At 34.0% G+C, this 17,800-nt stretch carries 19 protein-coding genes; 17 read left to right on the forward strand and 2 right to left on the reverse strand.

What is annotated here, in order from left to right:
- Nucleotides 1–54: 54 nt before the first annotated feature.
- Nucleotides 55–1,020, reverse strand: coding sequence for a hypothetical protein (locus GJV76_RS03435; protein ID WP_155091248.1), 966 nt, complete (start codon nt 1,018–1,020; stop codon nt 55–57).
- 149 nt (nt 1,021–1,169) lie between these two features.
- Here GJV76_RS03435 and GJV76_RS03440 point away from each other — a divergent pair, with 149 nt between their 5' ends.
- The 8 genes from GJV76_RS03440 (at nt 1,170) to GJV76_RS03475 (ending at nt 8,717) form a co-directional block, all read left to right on the forward strand.
- A complete protein-coding gene (locus tag GJV76_RS03440; protein WP_155091249.1) occupies nt 1,170–1,805 on the forward strand; it encodes a hypothetical protein in 636 nt (211 codons plus the stop codon).
- Nucleotides 1,806–1,843: 38 nt separating this feature from the next.
- Nucleotides 1,844–3,520 (forward strand): hypothetical protein, encoded by a 1,677-nt coding sequence (locus tag GJV76_RS03445; RefSeq protein ID WP_155091250.1) that lies wholly within the window; start codon nt 1,844–1,846, stop codon nt 3,518–3,520.
- Nucleotides 3,521–3,526: 6 nt separating this feature from the next.
- Nucleotides 3,527–4,165, forward strand: a complete 639-nt coding sequence (locus GJV76_RS03450) for a hypothetical protein (RefSeq protein WP_155091251.1) — start codon at nt 3,527–3,529, stop codon at nt 4,163–4,165.
- 112 nt (nt 4,166–4,277) lie between these two features.
- Nucleotides 4,278–4,748 (forward strand): hypothetical protein, encoded by a 471-nt coding sequence (locus tag GJV76_RS03455; protein ID WP_155091252.1) that lies wholly within the window; start codon nt 4,278–4,280, stop codon nt 4,746–4,748.
- 152 nt (nt 4,749–4,900) lie between these two features.
- Nucleotides 4,901–5,305: a DUF2262 domain-containing protein gene (locus GJV76_RS03460; RefSeq protein WP_155091253.1), complete on the forward strand. Its 405-nt coding sequence runs from the start codon at nt 4,901–4,903 to the stop codon at nt 5,303–5,305.
- A 189-nt stretch (nt 5,306–5,494) separates the two neighbouring features.
- The gene (locus GJV76_RS03465) at nt 5,495–6,511 is read left to right on the forward strand and encodes a hypothetical protein (RefSeq protein WP_155091254.1); all 1,017 of its coding nucleotides are present in this window, start codon (nt 5,495–5,497) and stop codon (nt 6,509–6,511) included.
- Nucleotides 6,512–6,612: 101 nt separating this feature from the next.
- The gene (locus GJV76_RS03470) at nt 6,613–7,218 is read left to right on the forward strand and encodes a porin family protein (RefSeq protein ID WP_160339227.1); all 606 of its coding nucleotides are present in this window, start codon (nt 6,613–6,615) and stop codon (nt 7,216–7,218) included.
- A 107-nt stretch (nt 7,219–7,325) separates the two neighbouring features.
- Nucleotides 7,326–8,717 (forward strand): aminopeptidase P family protein, encoded by a 1,392-nt coding sequence (locus tag GJV76_RS03475; protein ID WP_155091256.1) that lies wholly within the window; start codon nt 7,326–7,328, stop codon nt 8,715–8,717.
- A 70-nt stretch (nt 8,718–8,787) separates the two neighbouring features.
- Here GJV76_RS03475 and GJV76_RS03480 read toward each other — a convergent pair whose 3' ends face one another.
- Nucleotides 8,788–9,132: a hypothetical protein gene (locus tag GJV76_RS03480; protein WP_196216213.1), complete on the reverse strand. Its 345-nt coding sequence runs from the start codon at nt 9,130–9,132 to the stop codon at nt 8,788–8,790.
- A gap of 167 nt (nt 9,133–9,299) precedes the next feature.
- Here GJV76_RS03480 and GJV76_RS03485 point away from each other — a divergent pair, with 167 nt between their 5' ends.
- The 9 genes from GJV76_RS03485 (at nt 9,300) to hisIE (ending at nt 17,774) form a co-directional block, all read left to right on the forward strand.
- Entirely contained in the window at nt 9,300–10,529 is a 1,230-nt protein-coding gene (locus GJV76_RS03485) for a DUF6051 family protein (RefSeq protein ID WP_155091257.1), read from the forward strand.
- 339 nt (nt 10,530–10,868) lie between these two features.
- Entirely contained in the window at nt 10,869–11,726 is an 858-nt protein-coding gene (gene hisG, locus GJV76_RS03490; RefSeq protein ID WP_155091292.1) for an ATP phosphoribosyltransferase, read from the forward strand.
- A gap of 11 nt (nt 11,727–11,737) precedes the next feature.
- Nucleotides 11,738–13,027: a histidinol dehydrogenase gene (gene hisD / locus GJV76_RS03495; protein ID WP_155091258.1), complete on the forward strand. Its 1,290-nt coding sequence runs from the start codon at nt 11,738–11,740 to the stop codon at nt 13,025–13,027.
- Nucleotides 13,020–14,087 (forward strand): histidinol-phosphate transaminase, encoded by a 1,068-nt coding sequence (gene hisC / locus GJV76_RS03500; RefSeq protein WP_155091259.1) that lies wholly within the window; start codon nt 13,020–13,022, stop codon nt 14,085–14,087. The genes hisD and hisC overlap by 8 nt, the downstream gene beginning before the upstream one ends.
- Nucleotides 14,059–15,150: a bifunctional histidinol-phosphatase/imidazoleglycerol-phosphate dehydratase HisB gene (gene hisB / locus GJV76_RS03505; protein WP_317162593.1), complete on the forward strand. Its 1,092-nt coding sequence runs from the start codon at nt 14,059–14,061 to the stop codon at nt 15,148–15,150. Before hisC ends, hisB begins: the two co-directional genes overlap by 29 nt.
- Nucleotides 15,147–15,725 carry an imidazole glycerol phosphate synthase subunit HisH gene (gene hisH, locus GJV76_RS03510; RefSeq protein ID WP_155091260.1) on the forward strand — a complete coding sequence of 193 codons (579 nt, stop codon included), beginning with the start codon at nt 15,147–15,149 and terminating at the stop codon, nt 15,723–15,725. Before hisB ends, hisH begins: the two co-directional genes overlap by 4 nt.
- The gene (gene hisA / locus GJV76_RS03515; RefSeq protein ID WP_155091261.1) at nt 15,722–16,435 is read left to right on the forward strand and encodes a 1-(5-phosphoribosyl)-5-[(5-phosphoribosylamino)methylideneamino]imidazole-4-carboxamide isomerase; all 714 of its coding nucleotides are present in this window, start codon (nt 15,722–15,724) and stop codon (nt 16,433–16,435) included. Before hisH ends, hisA begins: the two co-directional genes overlap by 4 nt.
- Nucleotides 16,429–17,181, forward strand: a complete 753-nt coding sequence (gene hisF, locus GJV76_RS03520; RefSeq protein ID WP_155091262.1) for an imidazole glycerol phosphate synthase subunit HisF — start codon at nt 16,429–16,431, stop codon at nt 17,179–17,181. Before hisA ends, hisF begins: the two co-directional genes overlap by 7 nt.
- The gene (gene hisIE / locus GJV76_RS03525; RefSeq protein ID WP_155091263.1) at nt 17,178–17,774 is read left to right on the forward strand and encodes a bifunctional phosphoribosyl-AMP cyclohydrolase/phosphoribosyl-ATP diphosphatase HisIE; all 597 of its coding nucleotides are present in this window, start codon (nt 17,178–17,180) and stop codon (nt 17,772–17,774) included. The genes hisF and hisIE overlap by 4 nt, the downstream gene beginning before the upstream one ends.
- The last annotated feature ends 26 nt before the right edge of the window (nt 17,775–17,800 follow it).

Below are 17,800 nucleotides of genomic sequence, written 5' to 3' on the forward strand. Positions count from 1 at the left end.
TGAGTAGTTTTATACTCAGCCTTAGTTTATTAATATTGTTTTTGAGATATAGTATTATTCTACAATATTAAGTTGATATCTCATGAATATGTTTTTTTGTTCCTCAAATTCATTACTTGCTTTACTGAAAGTAAAATCGTTAGGGTGTTTTTTAGCAAACTCTGATTTTAGTTTGTTTAGTTCACTTCCCATAAGAACTTCTTTAAAACCATCAGTAGATTTACTTCCCTTAGCATCTAACCATTGATTAAATTTTTGTACTTGTGCCTCTAATGCTTTTTTGTATTCAGGATCAGAGATATCGTTTAGCAAGGTTAGATCTATTTTTGCTTTTGGTAATGAAGCATAAGGTGTTTTCTCGACTAAGAATTCTATTGTAGCATCATTCACCGTTTTAAGATAGTCTTTAAATTCTTGTTCTCTGAATATTTTGTAAGCAGTCTCTTGGAATTTCCCTGCTTGATAGTTAGGGTCATTTAATAGACTGCGGTTACTTCTTGTGATAATAGAGGGAGTTAAGGTTAAACCTTCAGGCATAGGTTCATCTAAATTATACTTCCAATCAAAGTCATGTTTGTCAATAATTAGCTTATTACAAGGTTTGAAAGGAATAAATACAGTCACGATAGAATCGTTTATTTTTAAACGAACAGAGTCACTTTGTGTTCCTATAGCCCATTCAATGAATTCTTCAGTAGCTCGTTCATCATTTTCATTTATAAATAGTTGTTTGTAAAATATGTAAGTGCTCTGTGTAGGATTGATAATCGCTTGTCCTTTATTGACACGACCACCATTGTGAATAGTGATTTCTTGATCGTTGTATTTAAGTTGGTGTTTACCATATTCCAAGGAAATTTGTATCATAGTTACAGGTGGAATATCATAAGCAGTATCATCGATATAGACAGTGATAGGTTCTTCTGTTGGATTGTCTATCCAATAATCGTTGGAACTACTATTACAAGAGGTAAATAGTGCACTTATAGATATTAAGCACAATAAGATTAATTTTTTCATTTAGTGTAATTTTTGTACAAAGATACTTATTATTTAAGAATAAGGTTGTTATATTGTTGATTATCAAAAGGGTATTTAAGTAGTATTGCTTGTTTTTTGTTAAGGAATGTAAGAGGATTTTAAATATATTTGAAAGGATTTAATGTATTATGAAACAAATATATATTTCGTGTAGCTTTTCTATGCAAAAGGAGCTTAGAGAAGTGATGAATCAACTAAAATATCAGATAGATACGATAGGTTATCGCCCTTTTGTGTTTATAGAGCACTATAAGTTTGAATTTCATCAAGAGAAAGAGATGATGAGGCAAGCGATGAAGGATATTGATGAGAGTTGTTGTTTGTTTGCAGAGACTACAGATAAGGGAATTGGTATAGGGATAGAAGCAGGATATGCTAAAGCACAAGGCAAACCTGTAGTCTATCTACGTCAGGCTGACGCATCACATTCTACTACAATGTCTGGTATATCGGATTATCATATTCTCTATCACAACATAGAGGATTTGGGCAGACAAGTAAAAGAACTGCTATTTCAAATACAATTAGAGGTAGAATTAAGAAAGTATATTTTAGATTTAGTACGTGAAGAAAAACAGGCTTTTACAAAAGAAGTATTAGCTTACTTAAAAGATTACAAGTTGAAAGGCGGAGGACAAGAAAGAGCGGTAGAGATACTTACAGCATTGGGCAATGTATATGATGGAGTCCCTCAGTGGAGAGATAAGATAGAGGATGTATTAGATATGATGACAGGGAATTGTTCACCTAAGTGGAGAGTGTGAGAAGAGTAAGTATATTTGTAGATAGAAAAAAGTAAAAGATGACAATAGCACAGTTATTAAAATTTGTAGAAAGAGCTACTGTAAGAAAAGCAGCCCAATTATCTATACGTGAAGTAGAGGAGGAGAGTAAAGGACACTGGATAGCATTTGTAGATGATAAAGAGGAAAGTTATGATGTACAGATTGTTATTGAGGGGAAACAAGTCCTTAGTAGAAGTTGTGAATGTGAGATTGACAATATAGTTATGTGTTCACACCAGACTAAGCTACTCATGGCAATAAATGATGCCTTAAAAGGGAAGAAAATTGCTACGAAACCTGTTGTGAAAAAAGCTTTGAGTAAAAAGAAAGTAAGCGAAAGTGTAGCATTACTTCAAGATGTTAGCCAGGAGGAGGTATATACATGGCTGACTGAATTGTTTAAGAAAAATAAGGAGGTAGAGCAGGAGTTTATATTGACTTTTAAAAAACAAGATATTGCTGAGTATACTGTAGATATCGTGGATAAAATATTGAAAGATATTTATACTTCTGTTTTTGGAAAAAGAAAGAATGCTGATACTAAAGATATTAAGAAGCTGGTAGATTTGGTTTCACTTGCATTAGAGCCAGTGGATAAATACATCGTTGTTAATATAACAAAACCTATTGCTTTAGAACTTTATTTAAAGATAATGTCTTCTCTATTTACGTTAAAGTATAGTGTGAATTATACAAGTAAACGAGTTGATACGTATATGAATAAGTTTGTTGAAAGATATGTATTAGCATTATTAAATGTCAAAGACCAAGATGTTGTCAAGAAAACGATAATCAATTTATTGAAACAACTGTATGAGCCTAAGAATAGTTTACAATACAGTCTAGTCTCTGCATTAGTTATAGAACTATACGAAAGTAAAGATGAGAGATATACTTCTCTTTGTGGGGATGAGGTAGTGAAAATAATGAAGCATTATCAAGATAATAATTATGTTGTTGAGATAGAGATGTATTTGTTCTTTTTGATAATAGCTGTTGAACAACAAGTTTTAAAAGATTGTTATAAATTGTTTAAACCAGTTAGGTTTCAGAATGAATACAATTTGCTATTACTAAAAGGGTTAATGGATATAGATGTTAAACTAGTAGAGGAGTATTGTTTAAAAATAATAGAGAGTAATATTCAGATAGAGTATAATGAGCCATATCTAGAGATACTAGAAGAGATTTATGAGAATAATGGGGATAAAAGTGGTATAGCAAACATAAAAAAGCAACTTTTCTTTCAGACCTATGACCTTGAAGATTATAATTATGTAATTAAGTATTTAAAGGATCCGGAAGAGGTTAAGAGGTTTAGAACTAAAGTTTTAAGTATTTTAAGAAATAACTTTCATCATGCAAAATCAGCCTCTATGTTGTATTTTGCAATTCTGGAAACAGAGCATAATTATAAGAAAATGCTGGAAGTACTAACTAGAGATGTTCCTCAAGATGTAATGTGGGCTTATGGTGAACAGATGTGTAAGTTTAATGCTGCATCGTACTTAGACAAGGTTATGAGCATTGGACAAACTCCTGTTTATCCTAGATATACTGATGAAAGATTGGCTGAGTTTATTGTAGAGAAATTTTCAACAAAAGATATCGTGCAGAAATTGATGAAGTATAGGTATACAGATGGAAGTTTGAATAAAAAGATCAAGACACTTGTCGAGAAAAAACAAAAGTAGATAGTAATGAAACAAGCAATTTTAGATAGAATAAAGGCTTTAGGTGGAGATATTAGTCAAGTAAAAGGAAAGTCATTACAAGAAGACTTAATGGCGATTACTTTTAATACTGTACTATACCAGCGACCAGAAGATACAGCATGGGCAAAAGCAGATGAACAAGAGCCTATCTGTGGGTTAGCAGAGTACATAGACAAGCATCAGGAGTTGATTAATATAGACAGAAAAGTTTTCTACGATAAAATGATTGCAGACTATTATGTAATAACTAAGGAAGGTAGAGGGCAGATGTTTTGGACAGCAACTCCTTTTACACCCTATAAGGAAGGAACAGATGATTATGAGGAGTGGAGTAGTGATTTTTTACGTGAAGAAGAGGTGGATCTTACTGAGATTATTTCTGCTACAGGGTTAAAACAGCCTGAAATGATGGAGTTGTTTTATAGTTATAGTTTTCCTGATCAGTTTTATATTTGTATAGACGATCCCAATCAAGACAATCCTACATTATTTGGTACTGATCATGAGGTTTTCTTTAGAGAAGTGACTAATGAAGGAAGTTTAGAGGAATTTATGCAAAAGTTTATGACTCCACAGGAGCTAATTAATATAGTTAACAAGGCATTCGAGGATATGTTTAAATGACTTGTTGATTAGTAAGTGTTTTCTGTAGGTTAATAAAAGAAAAAGGTATTGTTTTTAGCTTGCTTTTTAGAAATTGTATATTCAAATTAGCTGATTGTATAAAAGGGTGGTTATGAGAAAGTTGTTTGTTTTTTTAAGTCTCTTATTCACCTGTATTTGCTTTGGGCAAAGTGATTGGAGAGCGTATAAACCAATTGTGAATATGGGGTATCAATTCAATTCTCACAGTCAAGTTTACGCTGGTTTAGAATATAGTTTTATTTCTGGAACGCGATTAACAGAAAGGTGGAATTTTGTAGGAGCAGGTGTAATGGCAACTCCCTATCGAGATAAGTGGTATTGGTTACCTTACGCAGATTTTACAAGAAGCAATGGCTTAGCATTTATTTCAACTCGTTTATCTACACATCACATACAGCCTCAAATAGGTGTAACTATGCTAAATTTGTTAGATATTGGAGTTGGATATTCTTTTGCATTTAAACAAAGTGTTAGTAATCCTGTTATTAAAGGGTTTACTTTGTCTTTTAAGTTGAGAATCACAAAGGATAAGTCTAATTATCTTGAAGTTATGAGATATTAATTGACAGGAACATAAGCGTTCTATTTAGTTATAAACTAGTAATTTCATTCTAAGGATAACGATATATTACCTTTGATAATATTTATTAGCTTGTAGGTTGGGTGTAGTAGTATTAAATATTTACTTTTGAGCAGAACTAAAACAATAGGAATATGAAATATACAGCTGAACATTTTATCCCTTCAGAGTATGATGAGCAAACAATTGAGTGTATTATTGATTTTCAAGATCAACCTGTGATCCTAAGTATCTATAACGGAGATGATAACTTGGAAGATATTTTGGTAGATGTAAACAAGACAATGGAAGATTTTGAGCATTTGAATAAAAGAGGTGTTCGCTTGATTACAGATGAATTGTTTGATGCCTACACAAAGAAAAGTGCTATAACAGAAGAGGAGTTTATGGAAGACATAAAATTAGTGTCTTTATACTTTACAGGAGATCAGGAAGTAGAGTTTACTTATGAGGGAAACAAAGAGCTTTTTGGCGAACATATCTTGACTATTTCTTTAGTTGAAGGACACTTTGAAGATGGTGTTGCTATAGATGGATAAAAAGTTTAAAGCGCAGCAATAATATAATAAAGAGGTTGACAGAATAATATCATGTTAACCTCTTTTGTTTAATATAGTAGTATTGGACAGATTAATTACTGCAAGTTTGCTGTATTTTAAGCAGAGTATTTTTTTATTTGTCAAGGGAAGATTAGATTTGTATAGTGTGTGTTTGACAAGAAAGTAATTATGACCATTCAAGAATTTTTAAAAAAGCAAAGTAGACAAGACTTAAGTAAATCTAAGAAATTCCCTGTTAGAGAGTTGGAGTTAGATCCAAAGGGCAAATACATTGCTTTTGTTGATGATGCGGAGCACAGTTTTGATGTTTCTATTGTTTTGGATGGCGAAGTAATTATTGTCTCGGACTGTGATTGTCATGTACAAGAAGATAGTTGTTTGCATAAAATAGCTGTGGTAATGGCTATTAAAAATAAGTTTACTGAACAAAAGCGACTTACAAAAAGCAAGCAAACCAAAGGTAGAAAAGCAAAGCTAACAGAAAGCGACGAATTGTTATTACAGATGGACAAAGATGTTTTGGTGCATTGGTTAAAAGAGGTGTTTAAAAAGAATAAACCTTTCGAGAAGCAGTTCTTACTTACCTTTGGAAAGAAAGAAATTAGCTATACACCAGAGCAAGTAAAGGAGACAACCGAACAAGTTATTGCCTCGGTAGCTGGTAAGCGAAAAACATTAGAAGCTGTTAAGATAAAAAAGATATTAGATCTACTAACTATTGCCTTGGAGCCAGTGGAGACTTTTGTTGTGGCAAATATCAATAAACCTATTGCTTATAAGATTTTTTCAACTTTTTTAGATACCCTTTATGCCTTTGATCATAGGGTATCTCATTATAGTAAAAAACTTGGTGTGTACGTTGATGAATATATTGAACGATTTGCTTTGTCGATTAATAATATACAAGATGATAAACAGTGGAGGCATATTGTAGAGATACAACTTCACAGGCTTTTTGAATTGCCGTATTTGACTAATAAGGAATATGATTATATGTTGGTGCAGTATATTTATCTAACAGCAAGTCACCAGCGTATGAATCAATATGTAGACTTGCTAAAAGAAATACTACTTGCTAAGTCCTCTAAACGTTATTTGTTCAGAAATGACTTTACACAGTTTCTTTTAAAAGTGTCAGCCAAGCACAATATTTACCAAGATGTAAGGGTATTCTTTGATAATTGATATACTTGTTTTTTTTATTGTTTGTAATTTTATCTTGTTTGTTAGCGATGTTTTAGTACATTAGTAACCAGTGAATTCCTTATAATCAAGAAATGGCATATATGAAAAGAATAATAGTTAGTTGCTTTGTAACTTTGGCACTCTTAGGTTCTGTACAAGCACAGCAAACCAAGAAAGAGGATAACAGTAAATTACTCTTAGGTATAAAAGCAGGGTTTAATCGTTCAATACTGACTAATCACGATGACTTTTTAGGAAAGTCTGGATTTCATATAGGTTTTGTTGCAGAGAAATTTGTTACTTCTAATATCTCGCTACAAACAGAATTGATGTATTCTACTTTAGGAGCAAATTTTACATCAACAGATTTTATACCTAATAATTTTGATGGTAAGGTTACTTTAAACTATTTGTCTATTCCTATTATGGCAAAGTTTTACCTCTACAAAGGCTTTAATTTACAAATGGGACCGCAGCTAAGCTTTGCATTACATACCAAGTCGAAGTTTGATGGGTATTCTTATTATGAAAATAAGAAGATTGAAAAAACAGATTTTGCTGTTAATTTTGGTCTGGGATATGAGTTTGATAATCGTGTCTTTATTGAGACTCGTGGAATATTTGGAGTTACAAATGTCATTAAACTTGAAGATGACGAGAGTAAGAATTTTGGAGTACAGTTTTCGATTGGTTATAAATTTAACTAAACAATACAGTAAAGGCTTTCTATGAAATAGATGGCCTTTTTTTATGCTTATTTTAGAGGATCTAATTCAATAAAGTTGTTAACTTAGGAAACTTAAACAACAACACTATGTTCAATAAAGATACTTATATAAAACGCAGACAAAATTTAGTAAACAATGTACAGTCAAAAGGTATATTGTTATTCTTTGGAAATATTGAAAACCCTGTAAATTTTGAAGATAATACCTATCACTTTAGACAGGATAGTACTTTTTTATACTACTTTGGTATCCAACAACCAAAATTAGCAGCGATTATTGATTTAGACGAGAATAAATCAATTGTATTTGGAAATGAAATGTCAATCGATGAGATTGTGTGGATGGGACGTCAAGAAACATTAAAAGATAAATGTGAAAAATCAGGAGTTTTAGATGTTCGCCCCTACGCAGATTTAGCTACTTATTTGGCTACTGCTTTAAGTGTTAAGCGTCCTATTCATTACCTGCCACCTTATCAATCAGTAAATAAAATCTTATTAAGCGAATTATTACAAATTTCACTTGGAGATTTTAAAGCTTCTGTGGCTATGATTCAGGCTATTGTAAAACAAAGAGAAATCAAGGAGTCACAAGAGATTGAGCAGATTGAGAGTGCCCTTAAAGTTTCTACCCAAATGCACTTATTGGCTATGCAAATGGCAAGACCTGGAGCTAAAGAATATGAGATTGTGAGTGCTATCGAACATGTGGCTGGAAGTCATAATTGTGAGCTTGCTTATCCTTCTATTGTAACTGTGAATGGGGGGATATTACACAATCATTATAAAATGAATACCCTTGAGTCAGGTAGGTTGTTATTAAACGACTCTGGGTGTGAGACATCAATGGGCTATGCATCAGATTTGACGCGTACCTATCCTGTGGATAAAACTTTTACATCAGAGCAACGTGATCTGTACAATATAGTTTTGAACTCTTTTGAGGGCGCTAAGGCAGAACTTAAAGCTGGAGTAAAATATAAAAACGTACACCTAAAAGCCTGTGAGATATTAGCGCAGGGGCTAATAGATTTTGGTTTGATGAAAGGAAACGCACAAGATGCTGTAGCTAATCATGCCCATACGATGTTCTTCCAATGTGGATTAGGACATATGATGGGATTAGATGTACACGATATGGAAGACTTAGGTGAACAATATGTTGGATATACCGCTGAAGAGCCTAAGGATACAAAACAGTTTGGTATTAAGTCGCTTCGTTTGGGAAAAGAATTAAAAGCAGGACATGTACTAACGGTAGAGCCAGGTATTTACTTTATCCCAGAGTTAATCGAGATGTGGCAGGCAGAGAATAAATACGCGGAGTTTATTAATTATGAAAAACTCAATAAGTTTAAAGACTTTGGAGGTATTCGTATAGAGGATAACTTTTTAATTAACAATGACGGTTATAAACATCTCGGACCTGAATTGATTAAAACAGTAACAGAAATTGAAGATTATAAAAGACAGTTCTAAAAAGTAAAGTATAGATTTGAAAAGCCCAAGAGCATTGCTTTTGGGCTTTTTATATAGTAGTATTTTAATCTTATTTGAGAAATTTTAAAAAGGCATAACTCTTTCTATTGTGTAAATAATTAAGTGTGTCTTCGTGTGTATAGGCTTCTTTTTCAAAACTGATGCATCGATAGGCATGAAAAGAGTCTTTATTCTTTATAAAGTGGTAGGTAAACTCAATGACATACCAGATAAAGAATGGGATAATCAATAATTCCAACTGTTGTTTTAAATGGATGCATTCATGTTGAATTAAAATGTGATTATCAATCTCTTGTTTATCTTTTAGGATAATAAAAGGAAAGATAGTTAGTCCGTCGAATTGTTTAGGTAGTAGATTCTTTATAATCAATATCCTATTGGGATGGATTAGCATAATGTATGTTTTTTGTAATATTTAAAGGTAATTGATTTATAGTGAATCTCGAATATTGTGAATAAAAATTAAATATGTAAATATTCTATGTAAGTTCTGTAATAAGTTTGATAGTCAAAGCGTTTACCTTTATAGCAACGGATATTCACCTTATAAAATATAGCATAATGCACTACTATCAACTTCATGAAGAATTAAAACAACTTTTTCATCAACAAGGTGATTTTCATTGTGATGAAAACTTGGCAATAGAGATTCACAAGTATCCTTTTAAATCCACTAAAGCAGATGGAATATTAATAGGTTCAGAGCGATTATTTTGTGAAGATCACCAGGTTGAATTCCAAGAGTGTTTTGTTAAATATACAGCGGATACCGATACGCTTTTAGATGTTCCAGATTTTAGTGTAAAGGAAAACTTAGATTTTAAAATTATTGTTGTGAAACCCAACGATGTGAAAGTTTGCCAAGATGTGATTGTTATGTTTCATGGTCTTAACGAAAAGAAATGGGATAAGTACTTACCTTGGGCGTATGAACTAACTAAAAGAACAAAAAAAGCTGTAGTCTTATTTCCTATTAGTTTCCACATGGATCGTACACCCTGGCAGTGGTCTGATCGCAAAATGATGTTTGAAATTGCACAGAAACGAGCAGCAGATTGGAAGGAGAATTCTGATAGTAGCTATGTCAATGCTGCTATTAGTACGCGAATGGAGGCTCATCCTCAACGGATGTTTTGGTCGGGCTTGCAGACTTATTACGATTTTATCGAATGGGAAAAGGCTCTTAGAAAAGGAGTTTTTTCTACTGTTTCTTCTCAAGCAAATATTGATCTTTTTGGATATTCTATTGGGTCGTTTTTATCTATTATTTTAATGATGGCTAATCCTAACAATATATTGGATAAGGCTAAGTTGGTGTGTTTTTGTGGTGGGATGACCATAGATCGTATGTTCCCAGTTTCAAAATACATCATGGATGGTCGTGCAACTATAATGATGCAGAAGATATTCGCACAATTATTAACCACAAGCTTTGCTGCCGAACCAAGATTAAATCACTATCAATCATGTGAATTACATCCTGGAGAGAGTTGGTTTAAAACAATGTTGAGGTATAATCATTTTCAAGCTGAACGTGAAGTGCGGCTAAGAGAGTTACAAGGTCAAATCATGTCTATTAATCTAAAAAATGATGAAGTAGCACCTCCAGTGGAAGCCTTAAATATGCTAAAGGGACCTTATAGGGATATTGATATTAAAGTGGATATATTAGACTATCCTTTTAATTATACTCATATGGTTCCCTACCCATTGACAAGTAAAAATGCTGAAGAAGTAGATATACATTTTAATCTAACAATGGATAAAATGGCAAATTTTTACTTAAAGTAATAATCTTGTAAACTTCTTGTTTTCATTGGGTTTGAGTATTGATTTTAGAAGCGAATGTTTGAAAAGTATAAGAAATAAATAAAAAATATTTGTCGAGGGTATGAAAATAATACCTACATTTGACCTATCAAATAAACAATAAAAGACATGTATCTTAATCAATTACATCATCGTCATCATTCTACTTGTACTCTTACGAGCTGGTAATGATATGGTGTATTTGAATCCAAAATATCTAATTATCCCGTTTGAGTAAATCAGACGGGATTTTTTGTTTTTAAGCATATTGCTATTTTATATTTCCTATTGATTTACTCAAACATTATAATCTAAAATATGATGAGTAAATTAAAAATTGCAATCCAAAAAAGTGGACGTCTTAGTGAGAAATCCCTAGAATTATTAAAAGAGTGTGGTATTAAGTTTCCCAATGGTGGAGGTAAACTAATTGCCGAAAGTAAAAACTTTCCTATTGAAGTATTGTTCTTGCGAGATGATGATGTAACCAAATACGTAGAACAGCAAGTAGCTGATATCGGTATCGTGGGAGAGAATGTTTTCATTGAAGCTAATCTTTCTGTGAATGTTTTAGAATACTTAGGCTTCGGAAGTTGTCGTTTAAGTTTAGCTGTTTCAAAAGAAGTAGATTATCCTGGGATAACATACTTTGAAGGGAAAAAGATAGCTACTTCATATCCATTCATTTTACAGAAGTATTTGAAAGAGCAAGGAGTAAGTGCTACTATAGAGTTTATTTCTGGTAGTGTTGAGATTGCTCCTAGTATTGGATTAGCTAGCGGTGTGTGTGATATCGTGAGTAGTGGATCTACGTTAATGTCTAATGGGCTTAAAGAAGTAGATAAGGTACTGGATAGTCAGGCAATACTAATTAGTAATAAAGCTTTAAGTATTGAGAAACAGGCGCTGTTAGATAAACTCTTGTTTAGAATAAAGTCCGTTTTAAATGCAAAAGAACGCAAGTATATCTTATTGAATGCGCCTAACGATAAGTTGGAACAAATCATTTCAATATTACCAGGTATGAAGAGTCCTACTATTCTTCCATTAGCTGATAAGGGATGGAGCAGTTTACACTCTGTCATCCAAGAAGATCAGTTTTGGGATATTATCGATGAGTTAAAAAACTTAGGAGCAGAGGGAATTCTAGTAGCTCCAATAGAAAAAATGATTTACTAAACTAAGAAGTTATGATTACAATATACAAACCAACAAAAGAGGAATGGATAGGATTGATCAAACGCCCTATTATTACTACAGAAAGTTTAAATGAGAGTATTAGTACTGTACTAAAACAAGTTAAAGACAAAGGGGATGTAGCTGTTGAGAATTACACCTCATTATTCGATGGAGTACAACTGAAAAACTTCAGAGTAAGCAAACAAGAAATTGAAGAAGCCACTACTTCAGTTAGTCAGGAAATAAAAGAAGCTATAAAGATAGCTGCATCTAATATCAAAAAGTTTCACCAATCTCAGATCATACAAGAGGAAAAAGTAGAAACAACAGAAGGGGTTAACTGTTGGAGAAAGAGTGTGGGAATAGAAAAGGTAGGACTTTATATACCAGGGGGAACAGCTCCTCTATTCTCTACTTTATTAATGTTAACTATTCCAGCTCAGTTAGCAGGTTGTAAAGAGTTGATATTGTGTACACCGTGTAACAAACAAGGCAAGGTAAATGAAGTAGTACTTTATGCTGCTCAATATTTAGGAATAGATACAATTTTTAAAATAGGAGGAGCTCAGGCTATTGCTGCTATGGCCTACGGTACAGAGACTGTTCCTCAAGTTTATAAGATATTCGGGCCTGGTAATCAGTATGTGACTAAGGCTAAGGAGCTAGTACAGGCAGAAGGTGTAGCTATTGATATGCCAGCGGGGCCTAGTGAAGTTTTAGTTATCGCTGATGAGGTGGCAGATGCAGATTATATAGCTGCAGATTTGTTGTCACAGGCAGAACACGGGACAGATAGTCAAGTAGTCTTGGTAACGACAACAAGACAAAAGATAAGTGAAGTAACAGAGGCTTTAGAAAAACAATTAGAAGAATTACCTCGAAAGGACTTAGCCATACAGACACTTAAGAATAGCTTGATGATAGAATTATCGACTATAGAAGAATGTATTGCTTTTAGCAATGCTTATGCACCTGAACACTTAATCTTGAATATAGAGAATGCCGAGAAGTATATAGACTTAGTGATCAATGCAGGTTCAGTATTCTTAGGCGCTTACTCATGTGAGAGTGCAGGGGACTATGCTAGCGGAACGAATCATACCTTACCTACTAATGGATATGCCAAGAGCTATAGCGGGGTATCTGTAGATAGTTTTGTAAAGAAGATTACTTTTCAAAAGTTAACAAAACAAGGGCTGAAAAATATAGGTAAAACAATAGAAGTAATGGCAGAAGCAGAGGAGTTAATCGCTCACAAAAACGCTGTTAGTATTCGCCTTAAAAAACTAAGTAATGAGTAATAGTAAAATAAATATAAACGAATTAGTACGCCCTAATATTAAGATCTTATCTCCTTATACCAGTGCAAGAGATGAGTATAAAGGAGATAAGGAGGTATTCTTAGATGCGAATGAGAATCCTTATGGTAAAGTGAACCGCTATCCTGATCCTTATCAACTTGAGTTAAAACAAGTGATTAGTAAGGTAAAAGGAGGTAGTGCTGACCAATTGTTTTTAGGTAATGGAAGTGATGAAGCTATTGACTTAGCCTATCGTATATTCTGTGAGCCCAATAAGGATAAAGCTATTGTATTTACACCAACCTATGGAATGTATGAAGTGTATGCTAATATCAATGCTGTAGAGCTAATTACACTTCCTCTAGATGAGATATTTCAGATCGAACAAGCAATGGTAGAGCCTTATCTAAACGATGATACTGTGAAGTTGATGTTTATCTGTTCGCCTAATAACCCTACTGGCAATCTAATCTGTGAAGAAACAATAGTCACATTGCTTAATCGCTTTAAAGGAATCGTTATAATCGATGAAGCGTATATTGATTTTAGTAATGAACCTTCTTGGTTAGATAAATTGTCACAATATAGTAATCTAATCATTTTACAGACCTTGTCTAAAGGGTGGGGAATGGCAGGTCTACGCATCGGTATGGCATGGATGAATGAAGAGGTGCTTTACTATTTTAATAAAGTGAAGTCTCCTTATAATTTGAGTGTTGTTAATCAGCAACTTGCGATTGAAACGTTAAGGGATGTCGAGGGCTTTAAAGAGAGAATAGCACTACTTTTAAGTGAGAAAGAAAGAGTGATTAGAGAATTAAGTACATTGTCTATTACATCGTTTATCTATCCTTCAGAAGCTAATTATCTCTTAGTTAAATTCGACAAGGCTGATCAACTGTATCAAGAGTTAATAGATAGACAGATTATCGTGAGAAATAGAAGTAAAGTAGTAGAAAATACTTTGCGTATTTCGATAGGAACACCACAGGAAAACAACCAATTAATAACTGCATTAAAAGCTATAGAACGTGAAAAAGAAAGTATTGTTTATAGATAGAGACGGAACTATTATTAAAGAACCTGAAGACTTTCAGATAGATAGTTTTGAAAAATTAGTATTCTTACCCAAGTCAATATCTAGTTTGTCTAAAATTGCTCGAGAGTTAGATTATATACTTGTATTAGTTAGTAATCAAGATGGTCTAGGAACTGCTTCATTTCCAGAAAACACTTTCTGGCCAGTACAGAACTTTATTTTGGATACACTAGCAGACGAGGGAGTGACATTTACAGATATTTATGTAGATGATTCTTTTGAACATGAGAATAAACCTACGCGCAAACCTGGGCTCGGAATGTTAGGTAAGTATGTATATGGTGATTATGATTTGGCTAATTCGTATGTATTAGGAGATCGATTTACAGATATACAATTGGCAGAGAACTTAGGGAGTAAAGCTATTTATATCAATGAATTAAAGGATGATAGAGCTGCTCTGTCTACAATGGACTGGGAAGAAATCTATCAGTTTTTAAAACAACAGCCTCGTATAGGGAAAGAATATAGAAAGACCAATGAAACGATTATTGATATATCTGTAAACTTAGACTGTGCTAAAGAATGTAAGATTAATACTGGATTAGCCTTTTTTGATCACATGTTAGAACAGGTGAACAGACATGGTAATATCGGTTTGGAGATTCAGGTAAAAGGAGATTTGCAAGTAGATGAGCACCATACGATAGAGGATACTGCTATAGCCTTAGGTACAGCCTTTAAAAAAGCATTGGGTACTAAGAAAGGGATAGAGCGATATGGATTCTTACTTCCGATGGATGAGTGTTTAGCACAGGTAGCTATTGATTTTGGAGGAAGGGCATGGTTAGTATGGGAGGCTGAGTTTAAGAGAGAAAAAGTAGGTGATATGCCTACAGAGATGTTCTTTCACTTCTTTAAATCGTTCTCTGATGCAGCGAGTTGTAACCTAAATATTAAGGTAGAGGGAGATAATGAACACCACAAGATAGAGTCTATATTCAAAGCCTTTGCTAAGGCAATAAAGATGGCAGTGAGCAAGACAGAAAATTACAATATCCCTAGTACTAAAGGTATACTATGATCGCAATTATAAAATACAATGCAGGTAATGTACAGTCTGTACAGAATGCAATAGAACGCTTAGGGTATAAGACTATAGTGACAGATGATCTAGCGATGCTCACCTGTGCAGATAAGGTGATTTTTCCAGGAGTAGGAGAGGCTTCATCTGCGATGAGATACTTAATAGACAAGGGGTTGGATAAAGTAATTATAGGATTGCAACAACCTGTTTTGGGAATTTGTTTAGGAATGCAGTTGTTGTGTAAATCGAGTGAGGAGGGAGGAGTAGAAGGTTTAGGTATCTTTGATAATGAGGTAAAGCTGTTTCCTGCCTTAGACATAGTTCCTCACATGGGATGGAACAACTTTAGTAGTGTGAAAGGACCTTTATTTAAAGGAATACAATTGGCAGATGATTTTTACTATGTGCATAGTTATTACGCAACATTAAGTGAGAGTACTATTGCTGTGAATACCTATATACAACCTTTTTCGGCGGCTTTACAAAAGGATAATTTCTATGCAGTGCAGTTTCACCCTGAGAAGTCGGGTAAAGTAGGAGAACTATTAATAAAGAATTTTTTAGAATTATGAGAATTATACCAGCGATAGATATAATAGCAGGGCAGTGCGTTCGACTATCTAAGGGGGATTATAACACCTCTAAAGTGTATAATACCAGTGCAGTGGAAGTGGCAAAACAGTTTGAAGATGCAGGAATTGAGTATCTACACGTAGTGGATCTAGATGGTGCTAAGTCGAGCCAAATAATGAATGCTAAGGTATTAGAAGAGATAGCTACTCAAACCAATCTACAGATAGACTTCGGTGGAGGTATTAAGAAGGATGAAGATATCATTACTGCTTTTAATAGCGGTGCTAAGCAAGTGACTGTAGGAAGTATAGCAGCGACTAAGCCAGAACTATTCTTAAGGTGGTTAGATGCTTATGGAAGTGAGAAAGTAATATTGGGAGCAGATTGTAAGCAACGCAAGATTATGACTCAAGGATGGTTAGACTCTGCCGATACAGACGTTTTAGAGTTTATCCAGTCGTATGAGCAGAGAGGGGTGTCTTATACCATAGTCACTGATATAGAAAAAGACGGAATGCTAAGCGGACCTGCCATAGAGCTGTATAAAGAGATTATAGCGAATACAGAAGTTAAGTTGATCGCTAGTGGAGGGTTAACTACTGTAGCCGAATTGTACAAGCTAAAAGAGATAGGCTGTGAAGCAGTAATCATAGGCAAAGCTATTTATGAAGGAAAGATAACCTTAAAAGAGTTGAGTGAATTATGCTAAAGAAGAGAATAATAGCCTGTATGGATATTCAGAATGGCCAGGTGGTCAAAGGGATTAACTTCGTTGATATACAGCGAGCTGGTGATCCTATAACATTGGCAAAACGCTATGTAGTGGAGGGCGTAGATGAATTAGTCTTTTTAGATATCACTGCTACAATCGAGAATAGAAAGACATTAATTGGTTTAGTAAATGAGATCGCGAGTCAGATAAATATACCATTTACAGTAGGAGGAGGGATTAGCACTAAAGAACAGGCGATCGAATTAGTTAGGTCAGGTGCGGATAAGGTAAGTGTTAATTCTGCTGTGATTAAAAGACCAGAACTAGTTAGCGAAATAGCACAAGGCCTAGGTAATCAGTGCGCTGTTGTAGCTATAGATACAAAATACGAAGATGGAGAGTGGTGGGTATACAGTGCAGGCGGGCGTATTAAAACAGATCTTAAGACTGTAGAGTGGGCAAGAGAAGTAGAGCGCTTAGGGGCAGGCGAAATATTATTAACTTCTATGAATAATGACGGTACAAAAGACGGTTTTGCACTGGATATTACAGCTGAGGTAGCCAAGGAAGTGAATATTCCTGTGATTGCTTCAGGTGGTGCAGGTGCTATAGAACACTTCACACAGGTATTCACTCAGACGCAAGCGACAGGTGCCTTAGCAGCGAGTATTTTTCACTATGCAGAAGTAGGTATACCAGAGTTAAAGCAGGCGTTAAAAACAAATAATATAAGTGTAAGATGAAATTAAATATCAATTTTAATAAAGGAAATGGGTTAGTACCTGTGATTATTCAGGATAAAGATTCTATGCAAGTATTGATGCAAGGATATATGAATGAAAAGGCCTACCAACAGACAATCACACAGGGAAAAGTAACGTTCTACAGTCGTACTAAGAATAGGCTTTGGACCAAAGGAGAAACCTCAGGAAATTATTTATTGGTCAAAGATATTAAGACGGACTGTGACCAGGACTGCCTTTTGATATCCGTAGAGGCAGTAGGAGCAACATGTCATACAGGAACTACTTCTTGTTTTGGAGAAATGGCAGACAAAGGCTTTGTCTATCAATTAGAACAAATCATCAGTGAGCGAATAGATGATAATATAGAGTCATCATATACCAATCAACTTTACAAAAGAGGTATAAACAAGGTAGCTCAAAAAGTAGGGGAAGAAGCAGTTGAGTTAGTTATCGAAGCTAAAGATGACAATGATGATTTGTTTAAGAATGAAGCAGCAGATTTATTGTACCACTATTTAATCCTTTTAAAGGCAAAAGGTTTTATGCTAAGTGACATAGAGGCTGTATTAAAACAAAGACACACAAAATAAGTGTATTGTTATAAATACTCTGTGAA

The sequence above is a fragment of the Myroides albus genome (genome assembly GCF_009711045.1).
GTDB lineage: Bacteria > Bacteroidota > Bacteroidia > Flavobacteriales > Flavobacteriaceae > Flavobacterium > Flavobacterium album_A.